The 25,249-nt window shown below is 71.9% G+C and carries 25 protein-coding genes; 14 read left to right on the top strand and 11 right to left on the bottom strand.

What is annotated here, in order from left to right; genetic code table 11:
- Nucleotides 1-177: 177 nt before the first annotated feature.
- Nucleotides 178-831, bottom strand: coding sequence for an alpha/beta hydrolase (locus C1N74_RS14305; RefSeq protein WP_023953953.1), 654 nt, complete (start codon nucleotides 829-831; stop codon nucleotides 178-180).
- Between the two features lie 57 nt (nucleotides 832-888).
- Here C1N74_RS14305 and C1N74_RS14300 point away from each other — a divergent pair, with 57 nt between their 5' ends.
- A complete protein-coding gene (locus tag C1N74_RS14300) occupies nucleotides 889-1,500 on the top strand; it encodes an NUDIX hydrolase family protein (RefSeq protein ID WP_023953954.1) in 612 nt (203 codons plus the stop codon).
- Between the two features lie 25 nt (nucleotides 1,501-1,525).
- Complete coding sequence (locus tag C1N74_RS14295) at nucleotides 1,526-3,445, top strand: M3 family metallopeptidase (RefSeq protein ID WP_137750776.1); 1,920 nt, start codon at nucleotides 1,526-1,528, stop codon at nucleotides 3,443-3,445.
- Nucleotides 3,446-3,468: 23 nt separating this feature from the next.
- On the opposite strand, the gene C1N74_RS14290 is transcribed toward C1N74_RS14295, so the two are convergent.
- Entirely contained in the window at nucleotides 3,469-4,443 is a 975-nt protein-coding gene (locus tag C1N74_RS14290; protein ID WP_137750775.1) for a YafY family protein, read from the bottom strand.
- Between the two features lie 100 nt (nucleotides 4,444-4,543).
- Between C1N74_RS14290 and C1N74_RS14285 the strand changes: the two genes are divergently transcribed.
- A complete protein-coding gene (locus tag C1N74_RS14285; RefSeq protein ID WP_023953961.1) occupies nucleotides 4,544-4,999 on the top strand; it encodes a VOC family protein in 456 nt (151 codons plus the stop codon).
- Between the two features lie 81 nt (nucleotides 5,000-5,080).
- Here the strand turns inward: C1N74_RS14285 and C1N74_RS14280 are convergent, their stop codons facing one another.
- Both C1N74_RS14280 and C1N74_RS14275 read right to left on the bottom strand, forming a co-directional pair.
- Nucleotides 5,081-6,148 carry a low specificity L-threonine aldolase gene (locus C1N74_RS14280; RefSeq protein ID WP_137750774.1) on the bottom strand — a complete coding sequence of 356 codons (1,068 nt, stop codon included), beginning with the start codon at nucleotides 6,146-6,148 and terminating at the stop codon, nucleotides 5,081-5,083.
- A 46-nt stretch (nucleotides 6,149-6,194) separates the two neighbouring features.
- A complete protein-coding gene (locus C1N74_RS14275) occupies nucleotides 6,195-7,682 on the bottom strand; it encodes a DUF6421 family protein (protein WP_023953965.1) in 1,488 nt (495 codons plus the stop codon).
- A 247-nt stretch (nucleotides 7,683-7,929) separates the two neighbouring features.
- Between C1N74_RS14275 and C1N74_RS14270 the strand changes: the two genes are divergently transcribed.
- Nucleotides 7,930-8,613 (top strand): thiamine pyrophosphate-dependent enzyme, encoded by a 684-nt coding sequence (locus C1N74_RS14270; RefSeq protein ID WP_064955487.1) that lies wholly within the window; start codon nucleotides 7,930-7,932, stop codon nucleotides 8,611-8,613.
- Nucleotides 8,613-9,485, top strand: a complete 873-nt coding sequence (locus C1N74_RS14265; protein ID WP_023953969.1) for a transketolase family protein — start codon at nucleotides 8,613-8,615, stop codon at nucleotides 9,483-9,485. Before C1N74_RS14270 ends, C1N74_RS14265 begins: the two co-directional genes overlap by 1 nt.
- Here C1N74_RS14265 and soxR read toward each other — a convergent pair.
- Nucleotides 9,480-9,962 carry a redox-sensitive transcriptional activator SoxR gene (gene soxR, locus C1N74_RS14260; RefSeq protein WP_064955485.1) on the bottom strand — a complete coding sequence of 161 codons (483 nt, stop codon included), beginning with the start codon at nucleotides 9,960-9,962 and terminating at the stop codon, nucleotides 9,480-9,482. The two genes, C1N74_RS14265 and soxR, sit on opposite strands and share 6 nt — an antisense overlap.
- A 196-nt stretch (nucleotides 9,963-10,158) precedes the next feature.
- Here soxR and C1N74_RS14255 point away from each other — a divergent pair, with 196 nt between their 5' ends.
- The 5 genes from C1N74_RS14255 to C1N74_RS14235 all read left to right on the top strand — a co-directional run bounded on the left by C1N74_RS14255 (nucleotide 10,159) and on the right by C1N74_RS14235 (nucleotide 15,443).
- Nucleotides 10,159-11,172 carry a diacylglycerol kinase family protein gene (locus C1N74_RS14255; RefSeq protein ID WP_137750773.1) on the top strand — a complete coding sequence of 338 codons (1,014 nt, stop codon included), beginning with the start codon at nucleotides 10,159-10,161 and terminating at the stop codon, nucleotides 11,170-11,172.
- Nucleotides 11,173-11,237: 65 nt separating this feature from the next.
- Nucleotides 11,238-12,434 carry a sensor histidine kinase gene (locus tag C1N74_RS14250; protein ID WP_071919038.1) on the top strand — a complete coding sequence of 399 codons (1,197 nt, stop codon included), beginning with the start codon at nucleotides 11,238-11,240 and terminating at the stop codon, nucleotides 12,432-12,434.
- The gene (locus tag C1N74_RS14245; RefSeq protein WP_023953977.1) at nucleotides 12,431-13,087 is read left to right on the top strand and encodes a response regulator transcription factor; all 657 of its coding nucleotides are present in this window, start codon (nucleotides 12,431-12,433) and stop codon (nucleotides 13,085-13,087) included. The genes C1N74_RS14250 and C1N74_RS14245 overlap by 4 nt, the downstream gene beginning before the upstream one ends.
- Nucleotides 13,088-13,194: 107 nt before the next feature.
- Nucleotides 13,195-13,956, top strand: coding sequence for an ABC transporter ATP-binding protein (locus C1N74_RS14240; protein ID WP_023953979.1), 762 nt, complete (start codon nucleotides 13,195-13,197; stop codon nucleotides 13,954-13,956).
- A complete protein-coding gene (locus C1N74_RS14235; RefSeq protein ID WP_137750772.1) occupies nucleotides 13,953-15,443 on the top strand; it encodes an ABC transporter permease in 1,491 nt (496 codons plus the stop codon). The genes C1N74_RS14240 and C1N74_RS14235 overlap by 4 nt, the downstream gene beginning before the upstream one ends.
- A 37-nt stretch (nucleotides 15,444-15,480) precedes the next feature.
- Here the strand turns inward: C1N74_RS14235 and C1N74_RS14230 are convergent, their stop codons facing one another.
- Together C1N74_RS14230 and C1N74_RS14225 are read right to left on the bottom strand one after the other, a co-directional pair.
- Complete coding sequence (locus C1N74_RS14230) at nucleotides 15,481-16,041, bottom strand: GNAT family N-acetyltransferase (protein WP_258317932.1); 561 nt, start codon at nucleotides 16,039-16,041, stop codon at nucleotides 15,481-15,483.
- The gene (locus C1N74_RS14225) at nucleotides 16,038-16,568 is read right to left on the bottom strand and encodes a hypothetical protein (protein WP_023953985.1); all 531 of its coding nucleotides are present in this window, start codon (nucleotides 16,566-16,568) and stop codon (nucleotides 16,038-16,040) included. The genes C1N74_RS14230 and C1N74_RS14225 overlap by 4 nt, the downstream gene beginning before the upstream one ends.
- 32 nt (nucleotides 16,569-16,600) lie before the next feature.
- Between C1N74_RS14225 and C1N74_RS14220 the strand changes: the two genes are divergently transcribed.
- Nucleotides 16,601-17,245: a 2-phosphosulfolactate phosphatase gene (locus C1N74_RS14220; RefSeq protein WP_064955482.1), complete on the top strand. Its 645-nt coding sequence runs from the start codon at nucleotides 16,601-16,603 to the stop codon at nucleotides 17,243-17,245.
- An 88-nt stretch (nucleotides 17,246-17,333) separates the two neighbouring features.
- Here C1N74_RS14220 and C1N74_RS14215 read toward each other — a convergent pair whose 3' ends face one another.
- The 3 genes from C1N74_RS14215 to C1N74_RS14205 form a co-directional block, all read right to left on the bottom strand.
- Nucleotides 17,334-17,822 (bottom strand): SprT-like domain-containing protein, encoded by a 489-nt coding sequence (locus tag C1N74_RS14215; RefSeq protein WP_064955481.1) that lies wholly within the window; start codon nucleotides 17,820-17,822, stop codon nucleotides 17,334-17,336.
- Nucleotides 17,823-17,865: 43 nt separating this feature from the next.
- The gene (locus C1N74_RS14210) at nucleotides 17,866-18,390 is read right to left on the bottom strand and encodes a hypothetical protein (RefSeq protein WP_036305638.1); all 525 of its coding nucleotides are present in this window, start codon (nucleotides 18,388-18,390) and stop codon (nucleotides 17,866-17,868) included.
- A gap of 79 nt (nucleotides 18,391-18,469) precedes the next feature.
- Nucleotides 18,470-19,333: a spermidine synthase gene (locus C1N74_RS14205; RefSeq protein ID WP_064955480.1), complete on the bottom strand. Its 864-nt coding sequence runs from the start codon at nucleotides 19,331-19,333 to the stop codon at nucleotides 18,470-18,472.
- Between the two features lie 173 nt (nucleotides 19,334-19,506).
- On the opposite strand from C1N74_RS14205, the gene C1N74_RS14200 reads away from it, so the two are divergent.
- From C1N74_RS14200 to C1N74_RS14190, 3 genes are all read left to right on the top strand, one after another.
- The gene (locus C1N74_RS14200; protein WP_023953995.1) at nucleotides 19,507-21,180 is read left to right on the top strand and encodes an ABC transporter substrate-binding protein; all 1,674 of its coding nucleotides are present in this window, start codon (nucleotides 19,507-19,509) and stop codon (nucleotides 21,178-21,180) included.
- Between the two features lie 82 nt (nucleotides 21,181-21,262).
- On the top strand, nucleotides 21,263-22,267 hold the full coding sequence (locus C1N74_RS14195; RefSeq protein WP_064955479.1) for an ABC transporter permease: 1,005 nt from the start codon (nucleotides 21,263-21,265) through the stop codon (nucleotides 22,265-22,267).
- Complete coding sequence (locus tag C1N74_RS14190; protein ID WP_023953999.1) at nucleotides 22,264-23,217, top strand: ABC transporter permease; 954 nt, start codon at nucleotides 22,264-22,266, stop codon at nucleotides 23,215-23,217. The genes C1N74_RS14195 and C1N74_RS14190 overlap by 4 nt, the downstream gene beginning before the upstream one ends.
- A gap of 155 nt (nucleotides 23,218-23,372) precedes the next feature.
- Here the strand turns inward: C1N74_RS14190 and C1N74_RS14185 are convergent, their stop codons facing one another.
- A complete protein-coding gene (locus tag C1N74_RS14185) occupies nucleotides 23,373-25,070 on the bottom strand; it encodes an ABC transporter ATP-binding protein (RefSeq protein ID WP_137750771.1) in 1,698 nt (565 codons plus the stop codon).
- Nucleotides 25,071-25,249 lie beyond the last annotated feature (179 nt).

Raw genomic sequence — 25,249 nt, 5'->3', positions numbered from 1 at the left:
GACACCGAAGACACCCCGACCGGGGCGGAACGGTCCGGCGGCCAGCGCGGAAATCGAAGAATGCGCTGGCCAGGTCGGACGCCCGAGGGGTCGACGGATCAGCGCGGGATCACAGCGCGGTCGCGTCGAAACCGATCAACGGTCGTTCCTCACACTCGGGACAGGGGCCCGGGCAGTCTACGCCGCGGGGAGCTGTTTGTGCAGGAACGTCGCGATATCTCGCAGCTCTTCCGCCGAGACGGCGTGCCCGAGATCGGGATACACGCGGCCGCTCAGGTCGACCCGGCCGGGCAGCCACTGCGCCGTGTGCGCGATGAGAGCGGGCGGGATGACGTCATCGAGCGCCCCGCGACCCCAGAACACGGGCGGGCGCCGTGCGGCGAGCTCGGCGTCGGTGTCGAGGTCGGTCGGGTTGGCGTAACCCGACAGGATCACCGCGAAAGCGTAGTCGTGCGGGCGCACCCGAAGGGCCTCGATCGCCATGACCCCGCCCTGCGAGAAGCCGAGCAGCCCGACGGATGCCGCGTCGGCGCGCTCCGCGTCGATCCACTCGGTCAGGGCGCGCGCGGCGGCCGTCGTGGCCTGCGGATCACGACCGTTCAGACCCTCGATCGGGTACCACGACCATCCCGGCGTCGGGAAAGGCGGGGCGAGCGGGGCGCGCACCGCCGCCACGACGTATTCGGCGGGCAGGTGCGGGGCGAGGGCGAACAGATCGTTCTCGTCCGAGCCGTAGCCGTGCATCATGACCAGCAGCGGGCGGCCGGCGCGCTCGGCCGGAGCGGCCGACCAGCGGACGGCGGCGGGATCGAGAGCCGGGACCGACGACATGCGACCATCCTGCCAGCCCCTTCCGACACCGCCGAGGGTCATTGGTATACATGAGGCATGGCCGTGCGCACCCCCGACCCCGATCCCGACGAGCGCGGCGAGTCGTCGCTCCCGGCCGATCCGCTGCGCGGAGCCCCCGGGGGCGGCGCTGCGAACCCGGCGTGGCTCAGCGACGTCGAGCTCACCGAGGCCCGCCGCCGGCTGCCGATGCTCTACGTCGAGGCCGTGCCGGTGCGCACCGACGGTCTCGGTGCCGTCACGCAGGTCGGCATCCTGCTGCGCGCCACGCCGGTCGGCGAGATGACGCGCACGATCGTCTCGGGCCGCGTGCGCTACGGCGAGACGATCCGCGACGCGCTGTTCCGTCACGTCGAGAACGACCTCGGCCCCATGGCCTTCCCGCTCCTGCCCGCGTCGCCCACCCCCTTCACCGTCGCCGAGTACTTCCCGATCCCCGGGGTCAGCCCGTTCCACGACGACCGCCAGCACGCCGTGTCGCTCGCCTTCGTCGTGCCGGTCACCGGCACCTGCGAGCCCCGTCAGGACGCGCTCGAGGTCACCTGGCTCGACCCCGCCGAAGCGGCGTCCGATGCGCTCGCGGCCGAGATGGAAGGTGGTCGCGGCACGCTCATCCGGCTCGCGCTCGCCTCGGTGGGCGCGCTCCGCTGAGGCGCGTCCTGCGTAGGCTCGGGGCATGACCGATCCGCAGCCCCTCGTCTTCCCCGCCGACCACGCCGGATGGCTCGCGTTCGCCGCCGAGCGCCCGGATGCCCGCATCGCCCGTGTCCGCGAGATCGACGCCCAGCTGATCGCGGGGCGCGACCTGTCGCCGCTGGCGCGCCTGCTGCTGTGGAACGAGGCGTCGATCGCGATCGCCGAGGCCGCCTCCGAGGCATCCCTGCTGAGCGAATCGCATCCCGACGCCGACGTTCGCGACGCAGCCGAGGCCCGCGTGCAGGCGATCGACGCCCTCCTCTCGCAGCGGGCGCTCGACCCCTCGCTCTTCGCCGTCTTCGACGGGCTCGCGACCGACGGGCTGGATGCCGCCGCCCGCCGCCTGCTCGCCCACATCCAGCGCGACTTCCGCCGGGGAGGCGTCGACCGCGACGAGTCGACGCGCGAGCGGCTGCGCGCGCTCGCCGAGCGCGACACCGAGCTCTCGCTGCAGTTCTCGCGCAACATCCGCGACGGACGCCGCGAGCTGAAGCTTCCCGCCGATGCGCTCGAGGGCTTGCCGCAGGACTTCGTCGACGCCCACCCCGCCGACGACGAGGGCCTCATCACCCTCACGACCGAGTACACCGACCTCATGCCGGTCCGCGAGTTCGCGGTGCGCCGGTCGACGCGCACGGCGCTGCTGTCGGTCTACAACGACCTCGCCTGGCCCGACAACGACCCCGTCCTCGCCGAGCTGCTCGCCGTGCGCGCCGAGCGCGCGGAGCTGCTGGGCTACGGCGACTGGGCCGACTACGAGACCGAGACGCGCATGATCGGCTCGAGCGCGGCGATCCGGTCGTTCCTCGACGACATCGACGCGGCGACGCGCGAGGCCGCCGCCGCGGAATACGACCGGCTGCTCGCGCGGCTGCGTGTCGACGAGCCCGACGCCGACGCGGTCACCGCGGCCGACCTCTGGTACCTCCTCAGCGCGCTCAAGCGCGAGGACTACGCCGTCGACGCGCAGGAGGTGCGCGCCTACTTCGCGTTCGACAACGTCCTGGCGGGCGTGCTCGACGTCACGGCGCGGCTGCTCGACGTGTCGTACGTGCCCGTCGAGGCAGGCGCCTGGCACGCGGACGTCCGCAGCTACGACGTCGTCCGTGCTGATCGCCGGCTGGGGCGCATCCACCTCGACCTCCACCCGCGCGAGGGCAAGTACAACCACGCCGCGTGCTTCAACCTCGCGCCCGGCATCGCGGGACGCTCGCTTCCGGAGGGCGTGCTGCTCTGCAACTTCTCGCGCGGACTGCTCGAGCACGACCAGGTCGTGACGTTCTTCCACGAGTTCGGACACCTCGTCCACGGCATCCTCGGCGGCGCCGACGCCGTGTGGGCCGACTTCAGCGGCATCGAGACGGAGTGGGACTTCGTCGAGGCGCCGAGCCAGCTGCTCGAGGAATGGGCCTGGGATGCCGGTGTGCTGGCGACGTTCGCGCGCAACGCCGACGGCGAGCCGATCCCCGCCGACCTGGTCGAGCGGATGCGGGTCGCCGACGCCTTCGGTCGAGCGCTCGAGGTGACCCGCCAGCTCGGGCACGCCAATGTCTCGTACGGTCTGCACGTCGAGCGGCCGAGCGATCTGCAGGCGGCCGTCGAGGGCTGGTACCGCGCCTCGTCGCCGGTGCACCCGCTGCCGAACGGACACACGTATGCCGGCTTCGGGCACCTCACCGGATACGGCGCCTGCTACTACACGTATCAGTGGAGCCTCGTCATCGCCCGCGACCTGCTCTCGGCGTTCGGCGACGACCTCATGGACCCCGCCGTCGCGACCCGCTACCGCGAGCGCATCCTCGAGCCGGGCGGCAGCCGCGACGCGGCCGACCTCGTCGCCGACTTCCTCGGTCGCCCGTACTCGTTCGACGCCTACCGAGCCTGGCTCGCGGGCGCCTGAGCGGAGGCCTCGGCGGCGGTTCGTCAGCCGGTGCCCGCGCGGGCGTAGCGGTCGGCGAGGAGCGCGAACGCGTCGGCGAGCTCGGGCGGACCGACGACCTCGAGCTCGGCGTCGAACCGTCCGAACGCCGCCGCGAGCGCGGTCCACGACCATGACCCGGCGTCGAGTCGGCAGCGTCCGTCGTCGAGCGGGGTGACCGTGCCATCGCCCGCGAACGGCGCGACAGCAGACGCCGGCAGGTCGAGCACGACGGACCCGCGACACGGCCATGCTGTCGAATCCGACCCGCGGAAGCGTGCCGAGACGAACGCGTCGACGTCGCCGCCGGGCAGCGCGCGCCGCGTGAAGGGGGCGCCGGCCGGGAGCCGCGGACGGACCCGGTCCACCCGGTACAGGCGCCAGTCGTCGCGGTCGAGGTCCCACGCCACGAGGTACCAGCGGCCGTCCGACGCCACGAGATGATGCGGCTCCGCGCGCCGGGCCGGCGCGGATCCGACGGCATCCGCATCGCGCGCCTCGCCGTAGTCGAACCGCACCGTGACACCGTCGCGGATGGCGTTCGCCAGGGTCGACAGAACCTCGAGCGAGACGTCCGCCGCGACGGCATCCCCCGGACGGCCCACGACGGTCGGGGCCAGCGCGTCGAGCCGATGGCGGAGCCGGGAGGGCATGACCTGCCGGATCGTCGCGAGCGCGCGTGCCGCGGCCTCTCCGATGCCCGCGCCCAGGGCCGGAGCGGTTCGCAGGGCGAGGGCCGCCGCGATGGTCTGATCCTCGTCGAAGAGGAGCGGCGGCAGCTCGCTGCCGGCTTCGAGCCGGTAGCCGCCGTCGAGGCCGGTCGTCGCCCGGATGCGGTATCCCATGTCGCGGAGGCGCTCGACGTCCCGCCTCACCGTGCGATCGCTGACACCCAGTCGCGACGCCAGCACTCCGCCCGGCCAGTCGCGGCGCGCCTGTAGGAGCGACAGCAGGGTCAGCAGCCGCGAGGTCGTCGTCATCGCCCCACCGTATCCGCCGTTGCGGACAGAACCTGACCGCAAGGGGTGTCAGGGTGAGGTCGTCGAGCCGATCGGGCCGGCCCTTTCCTCAGGAGCAGCGATGACCATCCAGACCACCCCCCACCTCAACTTCCGCGGCGACGCCCGTCAGGCACTCGAGTTCTACGGCGCCGCCTTCGACGGGCACGTCTCGATCACGACGTACGCCGAGGTCGGCATGCCCGCCGATCTCCCCGGCGCGGATGCCGTCGTCTTCGGACTCGTCGCCGGGAACACCGGCTTCCGCGTGATGGCGTACGACATCCCGGGCAGTGCCGAGGGATCGATCGCCGGCGGCGGTTCGACGCGCCGTCAGGACAACGCCACCATCACCGATCAGGCGTTCTTCGTCTCGGTCGGTTCCGAGAGCCTCGACGAGCTCCGCGGCCCGTGGGACGCGCTCGCCGCGGATGCCGTCATCGTCGAGCCCCTCGCCGCGTCGGCGTGGAGCGCGGGCTTCGGCATGCTCACCGACCGGTTCGGCGTCACGTGGAGCTTCAGCGTCACCCCCGCCTGAGCGCCCGAGAGCCGCGGTCGGATCGATTCCGCCGCGGCTCTCGTCGTGCGTCGCGCGGATGCCCGCCGCCGCGGGAGGTCGTCAGTCGGTCGTGAGGCGCGCGAGCTCGGTGACGAACGCGTCGACGTCGGATGCCGACGTGTCGAACGAGCACATCCACCGCACTTCACGCCGGGCCTCATCCCAATCGTAGAAACGGAACGACTCGCGCAGCCGATCGGCGACGCCCTCGGGCAGCACGGCGAAGACGCCGTTGGCCTGCGTCGGCTGCGTGAACTCCACGCCCCGCACCGAGCCGTCGGCGATGCCCGCCTCGACCGCCGAGCGCAGGCGCTGCGCCATCCCGTTCGCGTGCTCGGCGTTGCGGCGCCACAGGTCGTTCTCGAGCAGCGCGACGAGCTGGGCCGAGACGAAGCGCATCTTCGACGACAGCTGCATGTTGAGCTTGCGCAGGTAGGTGAGCCCCTCGGATGCCGCGGGGTCGAGCACGACGATCGCCTCGCCGAGCATCGCGCCGTTCTTCGTGCCGCCGAAGCTCAGCACGTCGACACCGACATCGCGTGTGATGGCGCGCAGCGGCAGGCCGAGGGCCGCGGCGGCGTTCGCGATGCGGGCGCCGTCCATGTGCAGCCGCATCCCGCGCTCGTGCACGTGGTCGGCGATCGTCCGCAGCTCGTCGGGCGTGTAGAGCGTGCCGAGCTCGGTCGACTGAGTGATCGACACGACGAGCGGCTGCGCGCGGTGCTCGTCGCCCCAGCCCCACGCCTCGCGGTCGATGAGCTCGGGGGTGAGCTTGCCGTCGTCGGTGGGGACGTTGAGGATCTTGATCCCGCCGACGCGCTCGGGAGCACCGCCCTCGTCGACGTTGATGTGCGCGGTCGACGCGGCGATCACCGCGCCCCAGCGCGGCAGCATCGACTGCAGCGCCGTGACGTTGGCGCCCGTGCCGTTGAAGACCGGGAAGGCCTCGGCACCCGCGCCGAAGTGCTCGCCGACGAGGTCCTGCAGCCGGGCGGTGTACACGTCCGAGCCGTAGGCGGTCTGGTGGCCGTCGTTGGCGGCGGTGATCGCCGCGAGGACCTCCGGGTGGATGCCGGAGTAGTTGTCGGACGCGAAGCCGCGCACCGAGGTGTCGTGCAGGGAGGTCATGACCTCATCCTTTCAGCCTCGGGCGCGGCCTCGGTCCGGTTCGCGGTCAGCCGCGGATGCCGCGGGTGGAGGCGATCACGTCGCGCATCTTCTTCTCGAGCGCCTCGTAGAACATCGACAGCGGGAACTCGTCGTCCAGCACCGCATCGGTGTAGCCCTTCGGCGCGCCCGCGAGCACCTCGTCTGGGAGGCCTCGCGCCCACACCGACGCCGGGTGCGGTTCGAGCACCGAGCGCACGAGGTCGTACGCCGCGAGCCAGTGCGCGGTCTTCGGGCGGTCGATCGACTCCCAGTACAGGCGGTCGATCGCATCTCCCAGGGCGACCACGGCATCCGGCACCTCCTGCCATTCGAAGGCGAGCGCGGTGTCGGTCCAGTGCAGCACGCCCCGGCGGTGCAGCCAGGCGAACAGCAGCTGGCCGCCGAGCCCGTCGTAGTTGCGCACGCGCGTGCCGGTGATCGCGAACCGGAAGATCCGGTCGAAGATCACGGCGTACTGCACGAGCCGCGAAAGACGCAGCAGCTCGGCGTCGACCGGGTCGAGATCCGCCTCCGCGCTCAGTCTCCGGTCGAGCGCGACGCACTCGCGGAACGCCGTCAGATCGCACCGCAGCTCTTCGAGGGAGTACAGGAAGAACGGCATCCGCTGCTTGATCATGAAAGGATCGAACGGCAGATCCCCGCGCATGTGCGTGCGGTCGTGGATGAGGTCCCACATCACGAACGCCCGCTCGGTGAGTGCCTGGTCTCCGAGCATCTCGGCCGCTTCGGCGGGCAGGTCGAGCTTCGTGATCTCGGAGGCGGCACGCACGACGCGCCGGTAGCGGGCCGCCTCGCGGTCCTGGAATATCGCGCCCCACGTGAACGGCGGGATCTCGCGCATCGCGACGGTCTCGGGGAACAGCACGGCCGAGTCGGTGTCGTACCCGGACGTGAAGTCGAGCAGCCGCAGCGAGACGAAGAGCCGGTTCGGATACATCGTCTCGAGGCGGCCGATCGCCTCAGGCCAGATCGTCTCGACGAGGAGCGCCTCGACGTGACGGTTGCGCGACCCGTTCTGGGTGTACATCGGGAAGACGACGAGGTGACGGATGCCGTCGACGCGGTGGAGCTGCGGCTGGAACGCGACGAGCGAGTCGAGGAAATCGGGCACGCCGAATGCCCCCTCCGTCGAAGCCGCGCCGTCCGGATGATCCGGCCGCGCCCATCGTTCGAAGTCCCGGATCGACGCGGCGAGGTAGTCCGCGTCGTGCGGGAAGCGCGGTGCGAGCCGACCGATCGCGGCGGTGATCGCCGCGACGTGGCGCCGCGCCGTGTCGTGATCCCCGGGGTCGGGCACAGATCCGTCGGCGGCCTGCAGCTCCTGCAGCGCCGTCGCGGCGTCGCGCAGTGCGATCCAGGCGGGGTCGTGCTCGACGCCGTCCGCGAGCGCGAGGCTCAGGGCGTCGACCGCGCCGCCGTCCTCGACGACCTCGGGCTCGCCGATGATCGTCTTCGTGGCACCGGGGGTGGGGTGCGTCTGAGCGATGGACATGGGGAACCTCCGATCTACGAGGTACGGCTCCCGCGCGGGAGCGGTGGTCAGGTGGCGTCAGCCTAACCGGCTGCCGGGCTCTCGGCGACGGTGGTGGCGATGCACCGTGCCGATACACCCGTCGGGCGGGCGGGGCTGGTGTGGCCTCGGCGGCGCTCTGATGCGACACCAGCCCCGGCGGTCCGACGAATGTATCGACCACCCCGAGCTTGACCTCAACTGAGATTGAGGTTTTACCGTTCGAAACATGACCACGACCGAAACCGACTCCTTCACCGAGCGGCTCCCCGCCGCTCTCCTCGACCGCCTCGCACGCATCACCGGCGACGAGAAGCACAACTCCGCGGCGCACTCGACCCTCGATGCGCTGTGGGTGCTGCACGACCGCGTGCTTCGCGCCGAGGGCGGCGACCGCTTCTTACTGTCGAAGGGGCACGGTCCCGCCTCGTACTACGCCGTCCTGGCCGCCCGCGGCCTGATGCCCGACGCCTGGCTCGACGATCTCGCGGGCGTCGACTCGCCGCTCGGACACCATCCCGACCGTCTACTCATCCCCGCCGTCGAGATCTCGTCCGGGTCGCTCGGGCATGGACTGCCCATCGCGGTCGGCTTCGCCCGCGGCCTCGACATCGCCGGTGCCGACGGACGTGTGTTCGTGCTGATCGGCGACGCCGAGCTCGACGAGGGCAGCAACCACGAGGCGATCGCCGTCGCCGGGCGCGTCGCCCTCGCCCGGCTGCACGCCATCGTCATCGACAACTCCTCGGCGTCGCTCGGATGGCCCGGCGGGATCGCACGCCGGTTCGCGATGGAGGGATGGGATGCCGCCGAGGCCGACTCGCACGATCACGCTGCGCTCGCCGCGGCATTGGAGGCGAGCGGCACAGCGCCGCGCGTCACTGTCGTCCGTACCGCTGCGAAGGGATCCTGATGCGCGCCCGCTTCTCCACCGTCATGTCCGACCTTTTGGCCACCGACGACCGCGCGACACTCGTGCTCGCCGACATCGGGCCGCTCGATCTCGCCGCCGGAACCCCGGCCGCCGACCGTGTCGTCAACGTCGGTATCCGCGAACAGGCGATGATCGGGGTCGCCGCCGGGCTCTCGCTCGCAGGTCTCCGCCCCTTTGTCCACACTTACGCCCCGTTCCTCGTGGAACGGCCCTTCGAGCAGATCAAGCTCGATCTGTCCCATCAGGATCTCGGGGCGGTGCTCGTGTCGATCGGCGCGAGCTACGACGCGGCCGCCGAGGGGCGAACGCACCAGTGTCCCGGCGACATCGCCCTGCTGAGCACCCTGCCGGGATGGCGGCTGCACACGCCGGGGCATCCCGACGAGGTCGAGACGCTCGTCCGGGCTGCGGCATCCTCCGACGATCGCCAGTACATCCGGCTCTCGACGCAGAAGAACCTGAGGGCGTTTCCGACGGACGGGCGTGTCCATCTCGTGCACGAGGGAACGGGCACGCTCGTCCTGGCGATCGGTCCGCTTCTCGACGCCGCCCTCGAAGCGGCGGCCGGCGAGGGGTACGCGGTCGCCTACACCGCGACCCCGGTGCCCCTGGACCGCGGCGGCCTGCGAGAGCTGAGCGCCGGGTTCGACCGGGTCGTCGTCGTCGAGCCCTTCCTGGAGGGGACGACCGCCGCCACGGTCGGCGCCGCGCTCCGCGGCAGTGGCGTCCTCATCGAGCACGTAGGTGTCGGGGTGGGAGAACAACGGCGCTACGGCACCCCGGCAGATCACGCCCGCTTGCAGGGCCTCGACGCGCCGGGGATCAGGAGGCGCCTCGACCGGCTCTCATGACGAGGGGGTCTCGTCGTCGTCGAGCACGTGCCGGAGCGCGGGGGCGACGCGACGCGGCCCGCTGCCCTCGGCGCCGAGCGCGTCGCCGGGGTTCAGCAGATCGCACGAGCGCATCGAGAGACAGCCGCAGCCGATGCATCCCACGAGCTCGCGCTCGAGCGACTCGATCGCCGCCCGCCGTTCTTCGAGGCGGATCTTCCACGCCCGCGAGACCCGCTTCCAGTCGTCGCTGCTGGGTTCGGCCTCGGTGGGCAGGGACGCGAAGGCGTCGGCAACCTCGGCGAGCGGGATGCCGAGGCGCTTGGCCACGAGGATGAGCGAGATGCGGCGCAGCATGTGACGGCTGAACCGGCGCTGATTGCCGGCCGAGCGGGTCGAGCTGATCAGCCCGTGACGCTCGTAGAAGTGCAATGCGGACACGGAGACCCCGGTGCGCGCGCTCACCTCGCCGATGGTCAGGAGATCGTTGGACCGCATCACGCCTGCGACTCTACGATGCGCCGATGCGCGACGAAGCGGCGATACATCTGCCGGGCGGGTGGGGCTGCTGTCGCCTCCGCCGTCGCGTACGCCACTCCGGCACCACCGGTCCGACAGATGTATCGCCGTCTGCCTGTCGCGCACCACTGTCAAGGCGTGGCAGGCGCCGCCCGGCCCGCGTTAGCGTCGCAGCATGCCCGCCGACAGCCCCACGTCCGACAGCCCCGCGTCCGACAACCGCTCCGACGGGCCGGGCGCCGACGGGCCGGGCCCCGACGGGCCGGGCCCCGACGGGCGCGGCGTTCTGCTGATCACGAACTCCCGGGCGGGGGCGTCCGTGGTCCGGCCCGACCCGCTGCCCGAGATCCGGCGGCGGCTGCCCGAGGCGCGGGTCGAGAGCCTGGGCGAATCCTCGATGGACGAGGTCGTCTCCGACGCGATGCGCGGCGACGACGCGCCGAGCGCACTCGCCGTCCTCGGCGGCGACGGGTCGGTCTCGCGCGCCGCGCACCTCGCGCGTCGTCACGACCTGCCGCTGCTCGTCCTGCCCGGCGGTACCTTCAACCACTTCGCGCGTGCGGCCGGCCTCGAGACGATCGAGGCCGCCCTCGACGCGTTCGCGGCCGGCGCGGTGCGCAGCGTCGTCGTCGCCGAAGCGGTCGTCGACGACGGCGATCCCGTCACCGTCCTCAACGCGGTGTCGCTCGGCGCCTACCCCGAGATGCTCGCCGAACGGGAGAAGCGCACGAGCCTCGGCAAATGGTGGGGCGGCGCCGTCGCGGCGTGGCGCGAGATGCACGGAGCCCACCGCATCACGATCGTGCGCGACGGGCGCCGCGCGGTCGTCTGGTCGGTCTTCGCCGGCCTCGGGCGCAATGACCCGCGGCGTATCGCGATGATGCGTCGCGCGAGCCTCGACGAGCCCGTGCTCGATGTCCGGCTCCACCACGCCCGGGGCACGCGGCTGCGGGCGGTGACCTCGCTGGCTTTCGGCCGCCGCACTCTCGCCGTCATGCGCGCGCTGCGGCTCATGCCGCCGGCATCCGACCTCGAGCGGGCCGTCGTCTCCGAGCTCGAGCTGACGGTCCGGCCGGGCGGCGCGACACCGGTGCTCGCACACGACGGCGAGCTGACCGAGACACCGACGGGCTCCTACCGGCTCCGGTTGCGAGCGGTCCCCGACGGCCTGCGCGTGTACGCGCGCTGAGAGCGCTCCGCCGGATACATCGCCAGAGGGATGCCGCGCCCCCGGGGCTCGCGTACCGTCATAGCGTGTTCCGTCCGCTCCGCCGCTATCAGCTCTCCGTCGACGTCTCGGTGGCGGTCGCATTCGCGGCGCTCATGCTGCTGTTCACCTGGGTGGGCGTCGTGGGCGTCGGCATCCCGAACGATCGCGTGTCCGCATTCGTCGCGATCCTCCTCGTCGTCCCGTTCGGCGCTGCAGTGGCGCTCCGCCGCCTCTCGCCGCCGGTCGCGCTGGCTCTGGCGTGGGTCGGCGCGATTCTGCAGATGCTGGCGCAGCTCCCGCCGCTGCCGGTCGACATCGCGATCTTCGCGGTGCTCTACACATGCGCGGCCTACGGCACGAACCGGGTCTTCTGGCTCGGGTTCGCGTCCTCGATCGCGGGTGCTCTGGCCATCACCGTGTACTTGCTCATTCCGACGGCGGCATACTCGATCACCGCGGGCGGCGACGAGCTCATGTTCTACCTCATCACCGGCTCGATGCTCTTCATCGCGGCGGTCTTCGGCCTGCTCCTGGCGTGGACGGTGGGAGCGCTCGTCCGCGTGGGCCTGCGTGCGCGCGGCAACGCGGAGGCTCAGCGGCAGGCCGAAGAGCGCGCGACGGCGGAGTTCGAGCGCAACCGCATCGCGCGGGATATGCACGACGTCGTCGCCCATTCGCTCGCCGTCGTCATCGCGCAGGCCGATGGAGCGCGCTATGCCGCCGCGGCCGATCCGGATGCCGCTGCCGAGTCGCTCCAGACGATCTCCTCGACCGCCCGCTCCGCCCTCGCCGACGTGCGCATGCTGCTCACGCAGCTGCGCCACAGCGAGGGCGAGGGCCCGCAGCCGACCATCGCGGAGCTCGAGGTCCTGTACGCCCAGGTGCGAGCCGCGGGTCTCGACCTGCGCGTGGACATCGACCCCGCCCCGCCGGGCGAGCCGCCCGCGGCCGTGCAGATCGCGGTGTACCGCATCCTGCAGGAGGCCCTCACGAACGCGATCCGGCACGGCGCGGGAGGTACCGTGGATGTGTCCCTGTCCTGGCTGTCCGACCGCGTGGAGGTCCGAGTGAGCAACCCCCTCCCGCCGGCGAGCGAGGCGACCGGCCCGGTGCGCACGGGCGGACACGGTCTCATCGGCATGCGCGAGCGTGCCCAGCTCATCGGCGGCAGCATCGAGGTGGGTCCCCGGGGCGACGCCTTCGTCGTCGCGGCGACGTTGCCCATCGGGGGCGCCGCGTGAGCGTCATCCGGGTCGTCCTCGTCGACGATCAGGCGCTCTTCCGTGCCGGCATCCGGATGGTCGTCGCCTCGCAGCCCGACCTGGAGGTCGTCGGCGAGGCGTCGGACGGCGCGGAGGCGATCGGCGTCGTGCGCGCGACGCGACCCGACGTCGTACTGATGGACATCCGGATGCCGGTCATGGACGGCCTCACCGCGACCGCCCAGCTGCTCGACGACCCGGTCTTCGACGGTGCGCCGCCGCGCATCGTGATGCTGACCACCTTCGACCTCGACGAAGCGGCCGCGCGAGCGATCCGCCAGGGGGCGAGCGGCTTCCTGCTCAAGGACGCCGACCCCGAGTTCCTGCTCGCCGCGATCCGCACGGTGCACTCCGGCTCGTCGGTGATCGCGGCCTCGGCGACGCGCGAGCTCTTCGCGACCTTCTCGGCGCCCGAGCAGAAGCCGGTTCCGGCTGCCTTCGCCGAGCTGACCGACCGTGAGCGCGAGATCTTCGGGCTGGCCGCCCGCGGGCTGTCCAACGCCGAGATCGCGCAGCGGGAGTTCCTCTCCGAGGCGACGGTGAAGACCCACATCAGCCGCATCCTCGCCAAGCTCGCCTTGCGCGACCGCGTGCAGCTCGTCGTCTTCGCCTTCGAGCACGGGCTCGCCTGACCCGCGCGGGCGGATGACGCGGGCGGATGAGGGATCATCCGCGAGATGTACGCACCCGCGACGACGGACCGATGCCGGGGACCGGCGGGGTTCGTAGCGTCGGAGACATGCAGATCTCGACCACCGACCTCGGCCTCGCCGCCCGGGTCCAGAACCTCTCCAAGACCTACGGCGCCGGCGAATCGGGGGTGCGCGCCCTCGACGGTGTCTCGGTGGGCATCCGTCGTGGCGAGTTCACCGCCATCATGGGCCCCTCGGGCTCGGGCAAATCGACCCTGATGCACATCATGGCCGGACTCGACGCGCCGACGTCGGGTCGCGCGTGGATCGGCGACACCGAGATCTCGGGCCTGTCCGATCTCGATCTCACGATCCTGCGGCGGCGACGTGTCGGCTTCGTGTTCCAGTCGTTCAACCTCGTGCCGACCCTCGACGTCATCGGCAACATCACACTGCCGTTCGAGCTCGACGGGCGCTCGCCCTCGGCGCTCGAGCGCTCGCGCATCGACGGGCTCGTCGACTCCCTCGGGCTCGGGGCCCGCCTCCGGCACCGTCCGCACGAGCTGTCGGGCGGACAGCAGCAGCGAGTCGCGATCGCCCGAGCGCTCGCGACCGCTCCCGACCTCGTCTTCGCCGACGAGCCGACCGGCAACCTCGACTCCCGCTCGGGTCGAGAGGTGCTCGCCCTCCTCGCCACCGCGAGCCGCGAGCACGGTCAGTCCATCGCGATGGTCACGCACGACCCGGTCGCCGCCTCGCACGCCGACCGCGTGATCTTCCTCGGCGACGGTCGCATCGTCGCCGACAAGCCCCGGCAGAGCGCCGAGGAGATCTCGGCCCACATGCTCGCCGCCGAGGTGTCGGCATGACCGCGGTGACCCTGCCCGGCGCCGCATCCGCATCGGCGTCCGAGCGTCCCGGGCCGCGCCCGTCGGCCAGGACGTCCGGGCGGTGGGCGTGGCTGCGCGAGCGGGGCATGGGGGCCTCGGTGCTCGTCGCCGCGATCTCCGGCGGGTTCGGCGTGCTGCTGGTCGCGGTGACCGGACTCATCGGCGCGTGGCTCATGGCCGATCCGTTCCTCTCCGGTGGCGAGACCATCATCATCGTCGTCGCGATCCTCAGCGTGCTGCTCGTCGCCGTCGCGATGTACGTCGCCGCGATCGTGACGGCCAACACCTTCGCCACGATCGTCGCGGGGCGCACCCGTCAGATCGCACTCATGCGTCTCATCGGGGCGTCGGCCCGCTCGCAGCGCTCCCGTATCGCGCGGCAGGGCCTCATCGTCGGCGCGATCGGAGCCGTGATCGGGCTCATCGGCGGAACCGCCGCGGCCGCCGGGCTGCAGGAGCTCGCCGCCCGGGCGTGGGGACTGAACGTCGACTACAGCATCGTTCAGCCGGTGCTCCTCGCGCCCGCGCTCGTCGTCGCGCTGACGACCTGGGTCGCCGCGTGGGCCGGCTCGCGCCGCGTGCTCGAGGTCACGCCCCTCGCCGCCCTCGCGGGATCCGCGCCGCGCACGGCGGAAGCGGCCGCCGGCCGCACGCGTCGCCGCGTCACCGCGGTGTCGCTCTTCGCGGTAGGTGCGGTCCTGCTCGCCCTCGGCATCCTCGCCGGCTTCGTCACACCCCTCGGCGTCGTCGTCGCGTTCTTCGGCGGGCTCGCCTCGTTCACCGGGCTGAGCCTGGGCGCCGCCCTCGTCATGCCGCCGCTGCTCCGCCTGACCGGTCGGCTCTTCGGTCGGTCGGCGTCGGCGCGGCTCGCGGCCGAGAACGCGCTGCGCTACCCGGAGCGGTCGAGCCGAATGGCGATCGGCGTGGTGATGGGCGTCACGCTCGTGACGATGTTCGCCGTCGCCTCGGAGTCGGTCAAGGGTGTCATGGCCGCGTCGGGCGGGGGCGAGGTGTCGGGTGAGATGGCTCGCCTGCTCGACACGTTCAGTGCGGTCATGATGGCCCTCGTCGGGGTGTCGGCCGTGATCGCGGCAGTCGGTCTGGTCAACCTCCTCACGATCGGCGTCGTGCAGCGAACCCGAGAGCTCGGGCTGCTGCGCGCCCTGGGGCTCACGGGGCGCCAGATCCGCTCGATGGTGCTGTTCGAGGCGGCGCACATCACGATCACCTCGGTCGTGTTCGGCCTGCTCCTCGGCATCGCCTACGGCTGGGCCGCGGCGCAGTCGCTGCTCGGGTCGGTGCGAGTGCCGCCGCTGTGGCTTGCGCCGAACTTCGTCCTGCCGGGCATCCCGTGGCTCACCGTCGCCGGGATCGTCGTCGCCACCGCCGTGCTCACGCTCGTGGCCGCCGTCGTTCCCACCCGCCTCGCAACCCGGGTCTCGCCGGTGGAGGCGCTCGCCGAGTGACGCGGCTCACCCGTCGCCGGCCGGTCCGGCTCGCCCGTCATCCGCGGACGAGCCGGACCTCGCTGATGCTCTCGCCCCAGCTGGTGTCGTCCTTCGCCGCGCCGTCCGGGCGGAATCCGTTGCGGGCATAGAACGCGTGGGCACGCGGGTTGTCGTCGAGGACCCACAGCGACGCGCGCTCGTCGCCGAGGGCGGCGTCGATCAGGGCCTGTCCCGCACCGGTGCCGTGGTGGGCGGCGAGGACGTAGATCGCGTACAGCTCGACGGGGGCGACGGGAGGGTCGTCGCGGGAGGCGCCGCTGACCGCGAACCCCACGATCGACCCGGCCGTCACGGCGACCCACGTTCGGCCGAGGTCGTGCGTGCGCGCGGCTCCGGGCCGCACCGTCCCGGTCCTCTGCGACGGCAATCGGTCGCTGATCCGCTCCTCATGGCCGAGCAGCTCGCGTCGTACCCGCGTCAGGCGGTCGAGATCGAGCCGATCGAGGATGCTCTGCGGCATCCGCCCCGTGTACGCCTCGTGCCACCCGCGGACGTGCACGCGCGCGATCGCCGCGGCATCGGCGGGCACCGCCCGCCGCACGGCGACCGCGGTCACGATGCCGGATCGGCGGCAGGCTCGGGGTCGTAGGCCCAGGTCGGCGCGACCTGCCGCAGGCGCGTCGAACGCCACTGCCACGTCGCCCAGAGCATCGGCCACAGCGCCGGCGCGGCGAGGCCTCCGATGACCAGGCGCTCGCGCCACAGCGTCCGGGTCGGGTCGCCGGGAGCGGGCGAGACCGCCATTTGGTGGTCCCATACGTCGAGCACCGAGAGGGGGCCCGTCAGCGGGATGCCGCTGTCGCGCAGGATCCGCACCGTCGATGCCTCCGTCGCGCCGGGGCGGCGTTCCTCGACCGCGCGGTCCGACACGTGGATCAGCTGGCGCCCCACCGGGACCCCGAGAGCCGACAGCTGCACGGGCACGTCGGCGCCGGGCTCGAGCGAGGTCGGCATGCCCTCGGCGGCGAGGGGCTCGAGCCCCATGAGCGGCGCGTAGAGCTCGGCGAGGGCGCGCGGCGAGTGGAGGGCGCGCCAGGCGGCGTCGGCGTCGCAGTCGAGCACGAGCTTCTGGAGGATGCGCATGAGCCCAGTCTGCCCCGTCGTAGGCTGATCGGATGCCGTCGCCCGCCGTATCGTCGCCGTTCGACCAGTCGCGCTACCAGGTTCGCCTGGACTGGGGAGTCGCCGGTCTTCGTCGTACGGCACCCGCCGACGTCGTCGTCGTGGTCGACGTGCTGCGGTTCTCGTCGACCGTCTCGGCACGCGTGGCTGCGGGCGAGCACGTCCCGCTCGACGACGCCGCGCGGGCGGTCTCACGCAACGGCGCGGTGATCGCCGCGTCGGCATCCGATTCGGTCGTGCTGCTCGGCTGCCTGCGCAACGCCGAGGCGGTCGCGGCCGCTGCGCTCGCGGAGCAGCAGCGGCGCGGCGCTCGGACGAGCATCGCCGTGATCGCGGCGGGCGAGCTCTCGCCGGACGGGCAGGCCGAGCTGCGGTTCGCCGTCGAAGACCTGCTGGGCGCCGGTGCCGTCGTCGACGCGCTGTCACGGCTCGGCATCGACCACACCTCGCCCGAGGCCGCGGCGGCCTGCGAATCGTTCCGCGGACTCGGCGGCGCGGTGCGCCATCTGCTCACGGCGAGCGGTTCGGGGCAGGAGCTGCTCGACCGCGGGCTTCGCGACGACGCGCTCGCCGCCGCGCAGATCGGGGTCGACCGGGTCGCTCCGATGCTCCGCGACGGCGTCTTCACCGCCGCCTGACGTCGACTCCTCAGGATCCGCGAGATTCGAGCTCGAGGCGCCCGGGGCGGCGGCGGTGCGTCCAGAACTGAGGAGTTCGTGCCATCGGTCAGCGCGGGGTCGCGGCGGCGCGCCGGTCGGCCGAGGAGATCTCGCGGCGCACCCACCGGAAGAGGTAGCGCTCGTCGTACGACGACGCGCACATCCGGCACGACGCCGCGCGCGTGGGACGCCGGTGACGGTAGGCCACATGACCGGCGGGGCAGTGGCCCACCCAGGGGGCCAGCTCGACGGCCGTCTCACCACGATGGGTCGTGCCGCCGACGTACCCGAGCTCACGGGCCGTGCGCAGCCAGTCGCGACCGTGGCCGGCGGCGGGCCCCGCGATCGCGTGCGCGACCTCGTGCAAGAGGGTCTGGTGGTTCTCGTCGTCGTCGAACCGGGCCGCGAGGTAGCGCGAGACGCTGATGCACCGGCGCGTGTAGTCGCACTGGCCCGCGCGGCGCTTGGCGTTGTCGAACCGGAACGTCCACGAGTCGTCGAGGTGCGCTGCGATCAGCGCCTCGGCCCAGACCCGGACCCGATCGAGATCACTCATGCGGTCGACGCTACGCGCGGGGTGAGACAGCGGTACGCGGCGCTCAGCTGGCGATGATGGAGCGCGAGCGGCGCTCGGCGGCATCGACGGCGAGCAGGGTGGACTCGAGCTGGTCCTCGGGAGCGCCGCCCTCCTGACGGAGGAACAGTGCACGCTTGAAGTCGGTGCGGGCGTCGGCGTACTCGCGGGCATCGTACGAGACCTTGCCGCGGTGCTGGTACGCGAAGGCCGCCAGGAGCGGCCAGCTCTGACCCTCCGCCTCTTCCGCGCACGTCGTCAGCTCCTGGATCGCCGCAGCGAACGCACCGCGGTGCTGCAGGATCGTCGCGTGCAGCACCCGGGCGCGCAGTAGGTCCTTGCGGGTCCCGGCCATGCGGGCCACCCGCACCGCCTGCTCCGCGAGGACGAGTGCCTCGTCGAGCCGGTCGAGCACCTTCAGCAACCAGACGCGCTCGAGAAGCGCGGGCAGGCTGCGCTGCTCGCCGATCTCGGCGAGGCGCTCTGCGCACTGTTCCGGGTCGACGATCTCCCGCAGCGTGTCCGGGTCGTACCCGAGGATGTAGCCCACCGTCATCCACCTCCGCGACTCGAGAACGGTGGATCCCAGTCTCCTCGAAAGCGCCGGATGCAGCCGCCCGCCGCGCCGATCACCGTTCGAACACGGATGCCGACGGCTTCGGCGACGGGGTCGCGTCGGCGTCGGTCGAGACCCGGGCTCCCCGGGCGAACTCGTCGATCTCCGCACCCTGCGCGACCTTCGCGGGGAACGGCCCGGCGGCCATCAGGCGCGGGAGCCACTCCGACGGCAGGGGCGAGGCCGACGCGGCGATGACGATGTTGCCGAAGCGCCGGCCCTTCAGCAGCTGCACCTCGGCGAGCAGCAGCACCTCGGGAAGCACCTCGCGGACGGTGGCGACCTGGCGCCGGGCGAAGGCCAGCCCCGCGCCGTCGGCGACGTTGACCAGGAGCACGCCGCTGGGGTCGAGCAGCCGCGCGAGGGAGCGGTAGTACTCCACCGTCGTCAGGTGGGCGGGGGTCTGCGCCCCCGCGAACACGTCGGAGACGACGAGGTCGGCCGCGCCGGTCAGGCCCGCGGGAAGCTTCTCGGCGACGGCGCGGGCATCGCCGATGCGCACGCGCACCTGCGCGCCTCGGGGGAGCGGCAGCGCCTCGCGCACGAGGTCGACGAGGGGCTGCTCGAGCTCGATCACCTGCTGACGTGAACCCGGCCGGGTGTGCGCGATGTAGCGCGGGAGGGTGAGCGCGCCGGCGCCCAGGTGGACCGCGGTGAGCGGCTGCCCCGGCATCCGCAGGCGGTCGATGACGGCCGCCATCCGGGCGATGTACTCGAAGTGCAGGTGCGTCGGATCGTCGAGGTCGACGTGCGACTGGGGCGTGCCGTCGACGTCGAGCTCGAAGCCCGACGTGAACGAGGACGCCAGGATGCGCGCGATCGTGCCATCGGACAGGCGGGTCTGCGGACCGGACTCCTCGACGCGCGCTCGTGCCATCCTTCAACGCTATCGGCCCGTGTCGGCACGTGGGCGAGCCGGTCTGCGCAGTCGAAACACGATCGAGACATCGATGTAATGACTTCGACCCTCCGGCCCGTATAGGTTCGGACCCAATTACCTCGGAGCGCGCCGCGGTGGGCCCGCTCCGGACCTCAGAAAGGGACACCCCCATGCTCTCCACTCCTCGCAAGCGCGCGCTCGCGGGACTGGCGGCGGTCGCCATCGGCGCCCTCGCCCTCTCGGCGTGCACCAGCCAGCGCGGAGGTGGCGGCGAGACGGATGCCGCGACCGACGTCGACGGCACCTTCGTCTTCGCCGCCTCCGCCGACCCGGCCAGCCTCGATCCCGCCTTCGCGCAGGACGGCGAGACCTTCCGCGTCTCCCGCCAGATCTTCGAAGGCCTCGTCGGCACCGAGCCCGGCACGGCCGACCCCGCGCCCCTGCTCGCCGAGAGCTGGGAGTCGTCCGAGGACGGGCTGACCCACACTTTCCAGCTGAAGGAGGGCGTGACCTTCCACGACGGCACCCCGTTCAACGCCGAAGCGGTGTGCGCCAACTTCGACCGCTGGTACAACTGGACCGGCCTGGCGGCCAGCGAAGCCCTGTCGTATTACTACGGCAAGCTCTTCCGCGGCTACGTCGAGACCCCCGACACCGCCGTGTTCGACTCGTGCACCGCCGACGGCGACCTCGAGGCCACGGTGACGCTGAAGCAGCCCTTCGCCGGCTTCATCCCCGCCCTCTCGCTCCCCGCCTTCGCCATGCAGAGCCCGACCGCGCTCGAGGAGTACGGCGCCGACGAGATCGGCGGCACCGAAGAGGCCCCCTCGCTCTCGGAGTACGGCGCCGGGCACCCGACGGGCACCGGCCCGTACAAGTTCGACGAGTGGTCGCCGGGCGAGGAGCTCACGCTCTCGGCCTACGACGACTACTGGGGCGAGTCGGGCCAGGTGAACAAGATCATCTTCCGCGTCATCGACGACCCCACCGCGCGCCGTCAGGCCCTCGAGGCCGGATCGATCGACGGCTACGACCTCGTCGGCCCCGCCGACACCGCCGCCCTCGAAGAGGCCGGTTTCACGATGGTCTCGCGCCCGCCGTTCACGATCCTCTACCTCGCCTTCAACCAGGCGCAGCCCGAGCTGCAGGACGTGCGCGTCCGTGAGGCCCTGTCGCACGCGATCGACAAGGAGGCCCTCATCTCGCAGGTGCTCCCCGAGGGCACCGAGGTCGCGACGCAGTTCATGCCCGACACCGTCAACGGCTACAACCCCGACGTCACCACCTACGACTACGACCCCGAGAAGGCCAAGGCGCTCCTGGCCGAGGCCGGCTACACCGAGGCCAACCCGCTGACGCTGACCTTCAACTACCCGGTCAACGTCTCGCGCCCCTACATGCCCGACCCCGAGCAGATCGCGACGGTCATCTCGACGCAGCTGACCGACGTGGGCGTGCAGCTGACGCCGCAGACGGATGCCTGGAGCCCCGACTACCTCGACAAGATCACGGGCACCGCCGACCACGGCATCCACCTGCTGGGCTGGACGGGCGACTACAACGACACCGACAACTTCGTCGGCGTGTTCTTCGGTGCGCCCTCGGCCGAGTGGGGCTTCGACAACCCCGAGCTGTTCGCGGCGCTCAACTCCGCGCGCGGCGTGCCGAACCTCGAGGAGCAGACCGCGCTCTACGAGCAGATCAACGAGCAGGTCGCCCAGTTCATCCCGGGCGTCCCGCTGGCCCACCCGGCCCCGACGCTCGCGTTCGACCCGCGCGTCGAGAGCTACCCGGCCAGCCCGGTCAACGACGAGGTGTTCACGGACATCGTCCTGACCGAGTGACGGCGACCCGCTGATCCCCGCGGGGCGGGCCACCGCCTCGGGCGCGAGCCCGCCCCGCACTCCTCGACCGAAAGATTCCGCGTTGCTGCGAACCATCGGCCAACGGCTGCTTCTGCTGATCCCGACGCTCCTCGGGCTCAGCATCCTCCTCTTCCTCTGGGTCCGCGCCCTGCCCGGCGGTCCCGCCGTCGCCCTCCTCGGCGAGAAGGCGACCCCTGAGGCGATCGCCCGGATCAACGAGCTGTACGGCTTCAACCGGCCGATCCTCGAGCAGTACGCCACCTATATGGGGCGGCTGCTCACCGGCGACTTCGGGTCGTCCATCGAGACCGGTCGCCCCGTCGTCGAGGAGTTCCTCCGGCGCTTCCCGGCGACCGTGGAGCTCTCGATCGCCGCCCTCATCTTCGCCGTCGGCATCGGCATCCCGCTCGGGTACCTCGCCGCGCGTCACCACGGCAAGATCAGCGATCACGTCGCGGTCGTGCTGAGCCTCGTGGGCGTCACGATCCCGGTGTTCTTCCTGGCGTTCATCCTCAAGTACGTCTTCGCCGTCCAGCTCGGCTGGCTGCCCTCCGACGGCCGCCAGGACCCGCGCATCGACGCGACCCACTACACGAACTTCTACGTGCTCGACGGCCTGCTCACGGGGGAGTTCGACGCCGCGTGGGATGCCGCCCTGCACCTCATCCTGCCGGCGCTCGCCCTCGGCACCATTCCGCTCGCGATCATCGTGCGCATCACCCGCGCCTCGGTGCTCGAGGTGCAGAACTCCGACTACGTCCGCACCGGCCGGGCCAAGGGCATCGCCCGGCGGACGCTCCGCGGTCGCTTCATCCTGCGAAACGCCATGCTGCCGGTCGCCACGACCGTCGGCCTCCAGGTCGGGCTGCTGCTGGCGGGGGCGATCCTGACCGAGACCGTGTTCGCGTTCCCCGGGATCGGCTCGTTCCTGGCCCGGGCCATCAGTGCCCGCGACTTCCCGGTGCTGCAGGGGTTCATCCTCTTCATCGCCGTCATCTACGCGCTCATCAACCTCATCGTCGATGTCTCGTACAGCCTGATCGATCCGAGAGTGAGGGTCTCATGAGCACCAATGCGCTCCCGCCCGCCCCCGGCGACGGACCCGCCACCGCCGTCGCCGAGCACGAGGTGCTCGAGGCCCGCACCGGCGGCGGGTTCTGGCACGACGTCTTCGCGCGCCTGCGCCGCAACCCGGTGGCCTGGATCGGCGCCGCCATCGTGCTGGTGTTCCTGCTCGTGGCGATCCTCGCGCCCTGGCTCGCGCCCTACCCCGAGACCGCCCTTCCCGGCGCACGGGAGGTCACCCCGACCCACATCCCCGGTCCCGGCGAGATCGCCGGCTTCCCGCTCGGCCTCGACCGCTTCGGCGGCGACGTGCTGTCGAAGCTCATCTGGGGTGCGCGGGCCTCGCTGCTCATCGGAGTCATCTCGACCGCGTTCGGTCTCGCCGGCGGCATGCTCCTGGGCCTGATCGCCGGCATGTTCGGGGGCTGGGTCGACACCGTCGTCATGCGATTCGTCGACATCCTCCTGTCGGTCCCCAACCTGCTGCTCGCGGTCTCGATCGCGGCGATCCTCGGTCAGTCGCAGCTCGCGATCATGATCGCGATCGGAGCCTCGCAGGTGCCGATCTTCGCGCGCCTCCTGCGGGCGTCGATGCTGCAGCAGCGCAGCGCCGACTACATCCTCTCCGCGCAGACCCTCGGACTCGGCCGCGGCAAGATCACGATGAGCCACGTGCTGCCCAACAGCCTCGGGCCCGTCATCGTCCAGGGGACGCTCACCCTCGCGACCGCCGTCATCGACGCCGCGGCGCTGTCGTTCCTCGGTCTCGGCGGCGGGGGAGCGGCCACCGCCGAGTGGGGCCGCATGCTCACCTACGCGCAGAACGAGCTCGCGATCGCGCCGTGGCTCGCCTTCCTCCCGGGCCTGTGCATCATGATCACCGCCCTCGGCTTCACGCTGCTCGGCGAGTCGCTGCGGGAGGCCATGGACCCCCGCACCCGCGCCCGCTGACCGGCCCGGGGCCGCCGCTCGGCGATACACCTGCAGGACCGGTGGGGCTGGTGTCGCCGCACCGGTCTTCGCGGGTCGCGCCAGCCCCACGGGTCCGACGGCTGTATCGCCGCCGAGCGCGACGGGGAGCCGGCGGCGTGGCAGGAGGCGCCGGCTCAGGAGGCGATGTCGAGCTCGTTGCCCGGGATCGACGACAGCAGTCGCCGCGTGTACGGGTCGCGCGGGTTGGTGAAGATCTCCTCGCTCGACGCCGCCTCGACGAGGGCACCGTCCTTCATGACGCAGACGTAGTCCGAGATGAGGCGCACCACGGCGAGGTCGTGCGAGATGAAGAGGTAGCTCAGCCCGTACTCGCCCTGCAGGTCGCGCAGCAGCGTGAGGATCTGGTCCTGCACGAGCACGTCGAGCGCCGACACCGGCTCGTCGCAGACGATGAGCTCGGGGTTCAGCGCGAGGGCCCGCGCGATCGCGACGCGCTGACGCTGACCGCCCGAGAGCTCGGAGGGGTACCGGCGCAGCATCGTCTGCGGCAGGGCGACGTCGTCGAGCAGCTTCCGGACGCGGACGGCGCGGTCCTTCGCGGTGCCGCGCTTGTAGAACTCCAGCGGCTCGGCGATGATCCGCTCGATCGTGAACATGGGGTTCAGCGACGAGTACGGGTCCTGGAAGATCGGCTGCACTCTCTGCCGGAACTCGCGCAGCTGCGCACCCTTCAGCCCCGCGACGTCCTGCCCCTCGAACCGGATCGTGCCCGACGTCGGCTCGATCACCTTCAGCAGCATCCGGGCCGTCGTCGTCTTGCCCGACCCGGACTCGCCGACGATCGCGACCGTCTCACCCCGCGGGATGGACAGCGAGACGTCGCTGACGGCGGCGAAGTCGTCCTTGCGCCCGCGGATCTTGTAGAGCTTCGTGAGGTTCTCGATCTCGACGATGTTGTCGCGCCGTGCCGGCTCGGCCGGTGCCTGCGCTGCGGGCGAGACGGATGCCGCGGGGCCGGCGACCCCAACGGGCGGCGGTGTCGCGCGGTAGGCCTCGGGCCGCAGGCGCACCGCCGCGACCGACGGGGCCGCCTTGACGAGAGCCTGCGTGTAGGGCTGCTGCGGATCGTCCAGGATCTGGCGGGCCGGGCCCTGCTCGACGATCCGGCCGCGGTGCATGACGACGACGCGGGCGGCCCGCTCGGCGGCGAGGCCGAGGTCGTGGGTGATCAGCAACACCGAGGTGCCCAGCTCGCCCGTCATCCGGCCGAGCTGGTCGAGGATCGTCTTCTGCACCGTCACATCGAGCGCGCTCGTCGGCTCGTCGGCGATGAGCAGCCGAGGGTTGCATGCCAGCCCGATCGCGATGAGCGCGCGCTGCCGCATCCCGCCCGAGAACTCGTGGGGGTACTGCTTCGCGCGCTCGGCGGCATCCGGGAGGCCCGCGGCGGCGAGGGTCTCGATGACCTTGGCGTCGACGTCCTTCGAGGTGGCGAGTCCGTGCGCGAGCAGGGTCTCGGCGACCTGCGTGCCGATCTTCGAGACCGGGTTCAGGTTGGACATCGGATCCTGCGGCACGAGTCCGATCGATCCCCCTCGGATGCGGCGCAGCGTGCTCTCGGGCGCGCCGACGAGCTCTTCGCCGTCGAGGCGGATGCTGCCGCGCACGACGCGTCCGTTGCCGGGGAGCAGTCCGATCACGGCCATCGCCGTCGTCGACTTGCCCGAGCCGGATTCGCCGACGATCGCGACGGTCTCGCCCGCCGAGATCTCGAGGTCGACGCCCTCGACCGCGTGCACCGGGCCTTCGAGCGTGCGGAAGTCGACGGCCATGTCGCTCACCCGCAGCAGGGGAGTGGAGGAGTCTGCCATTGGCCCATCCTGCCCGCCCGCGGCGTCGAGCGCACCGTGTCGGGCCCACCCGTTACATCGACGTAACGCCGGCCCGTCGTGTCGCGGACCGGGCGTGCTCGTGCCGTGGACAGGCTGAGCCGCGCCGGAGTGGCGTTCGCGGGGGCTGGCGGAGCCGTTCAACCTGTCGACGGCACAGC

Source organism: Microbacterium sp. SGAir0570 (genome assembly GCF_005491085.2).
GTDB classification, from domain to species: domain Bacteria; phylum Actinomycetota; class Actinomycetes; order Actinomycetales; family Microbacteriaceae; genus Microbacterium; species Microbacterium arborescens.
This window is presented reverse-complemented; position numbering and strand designations above follow the sequence as displayed.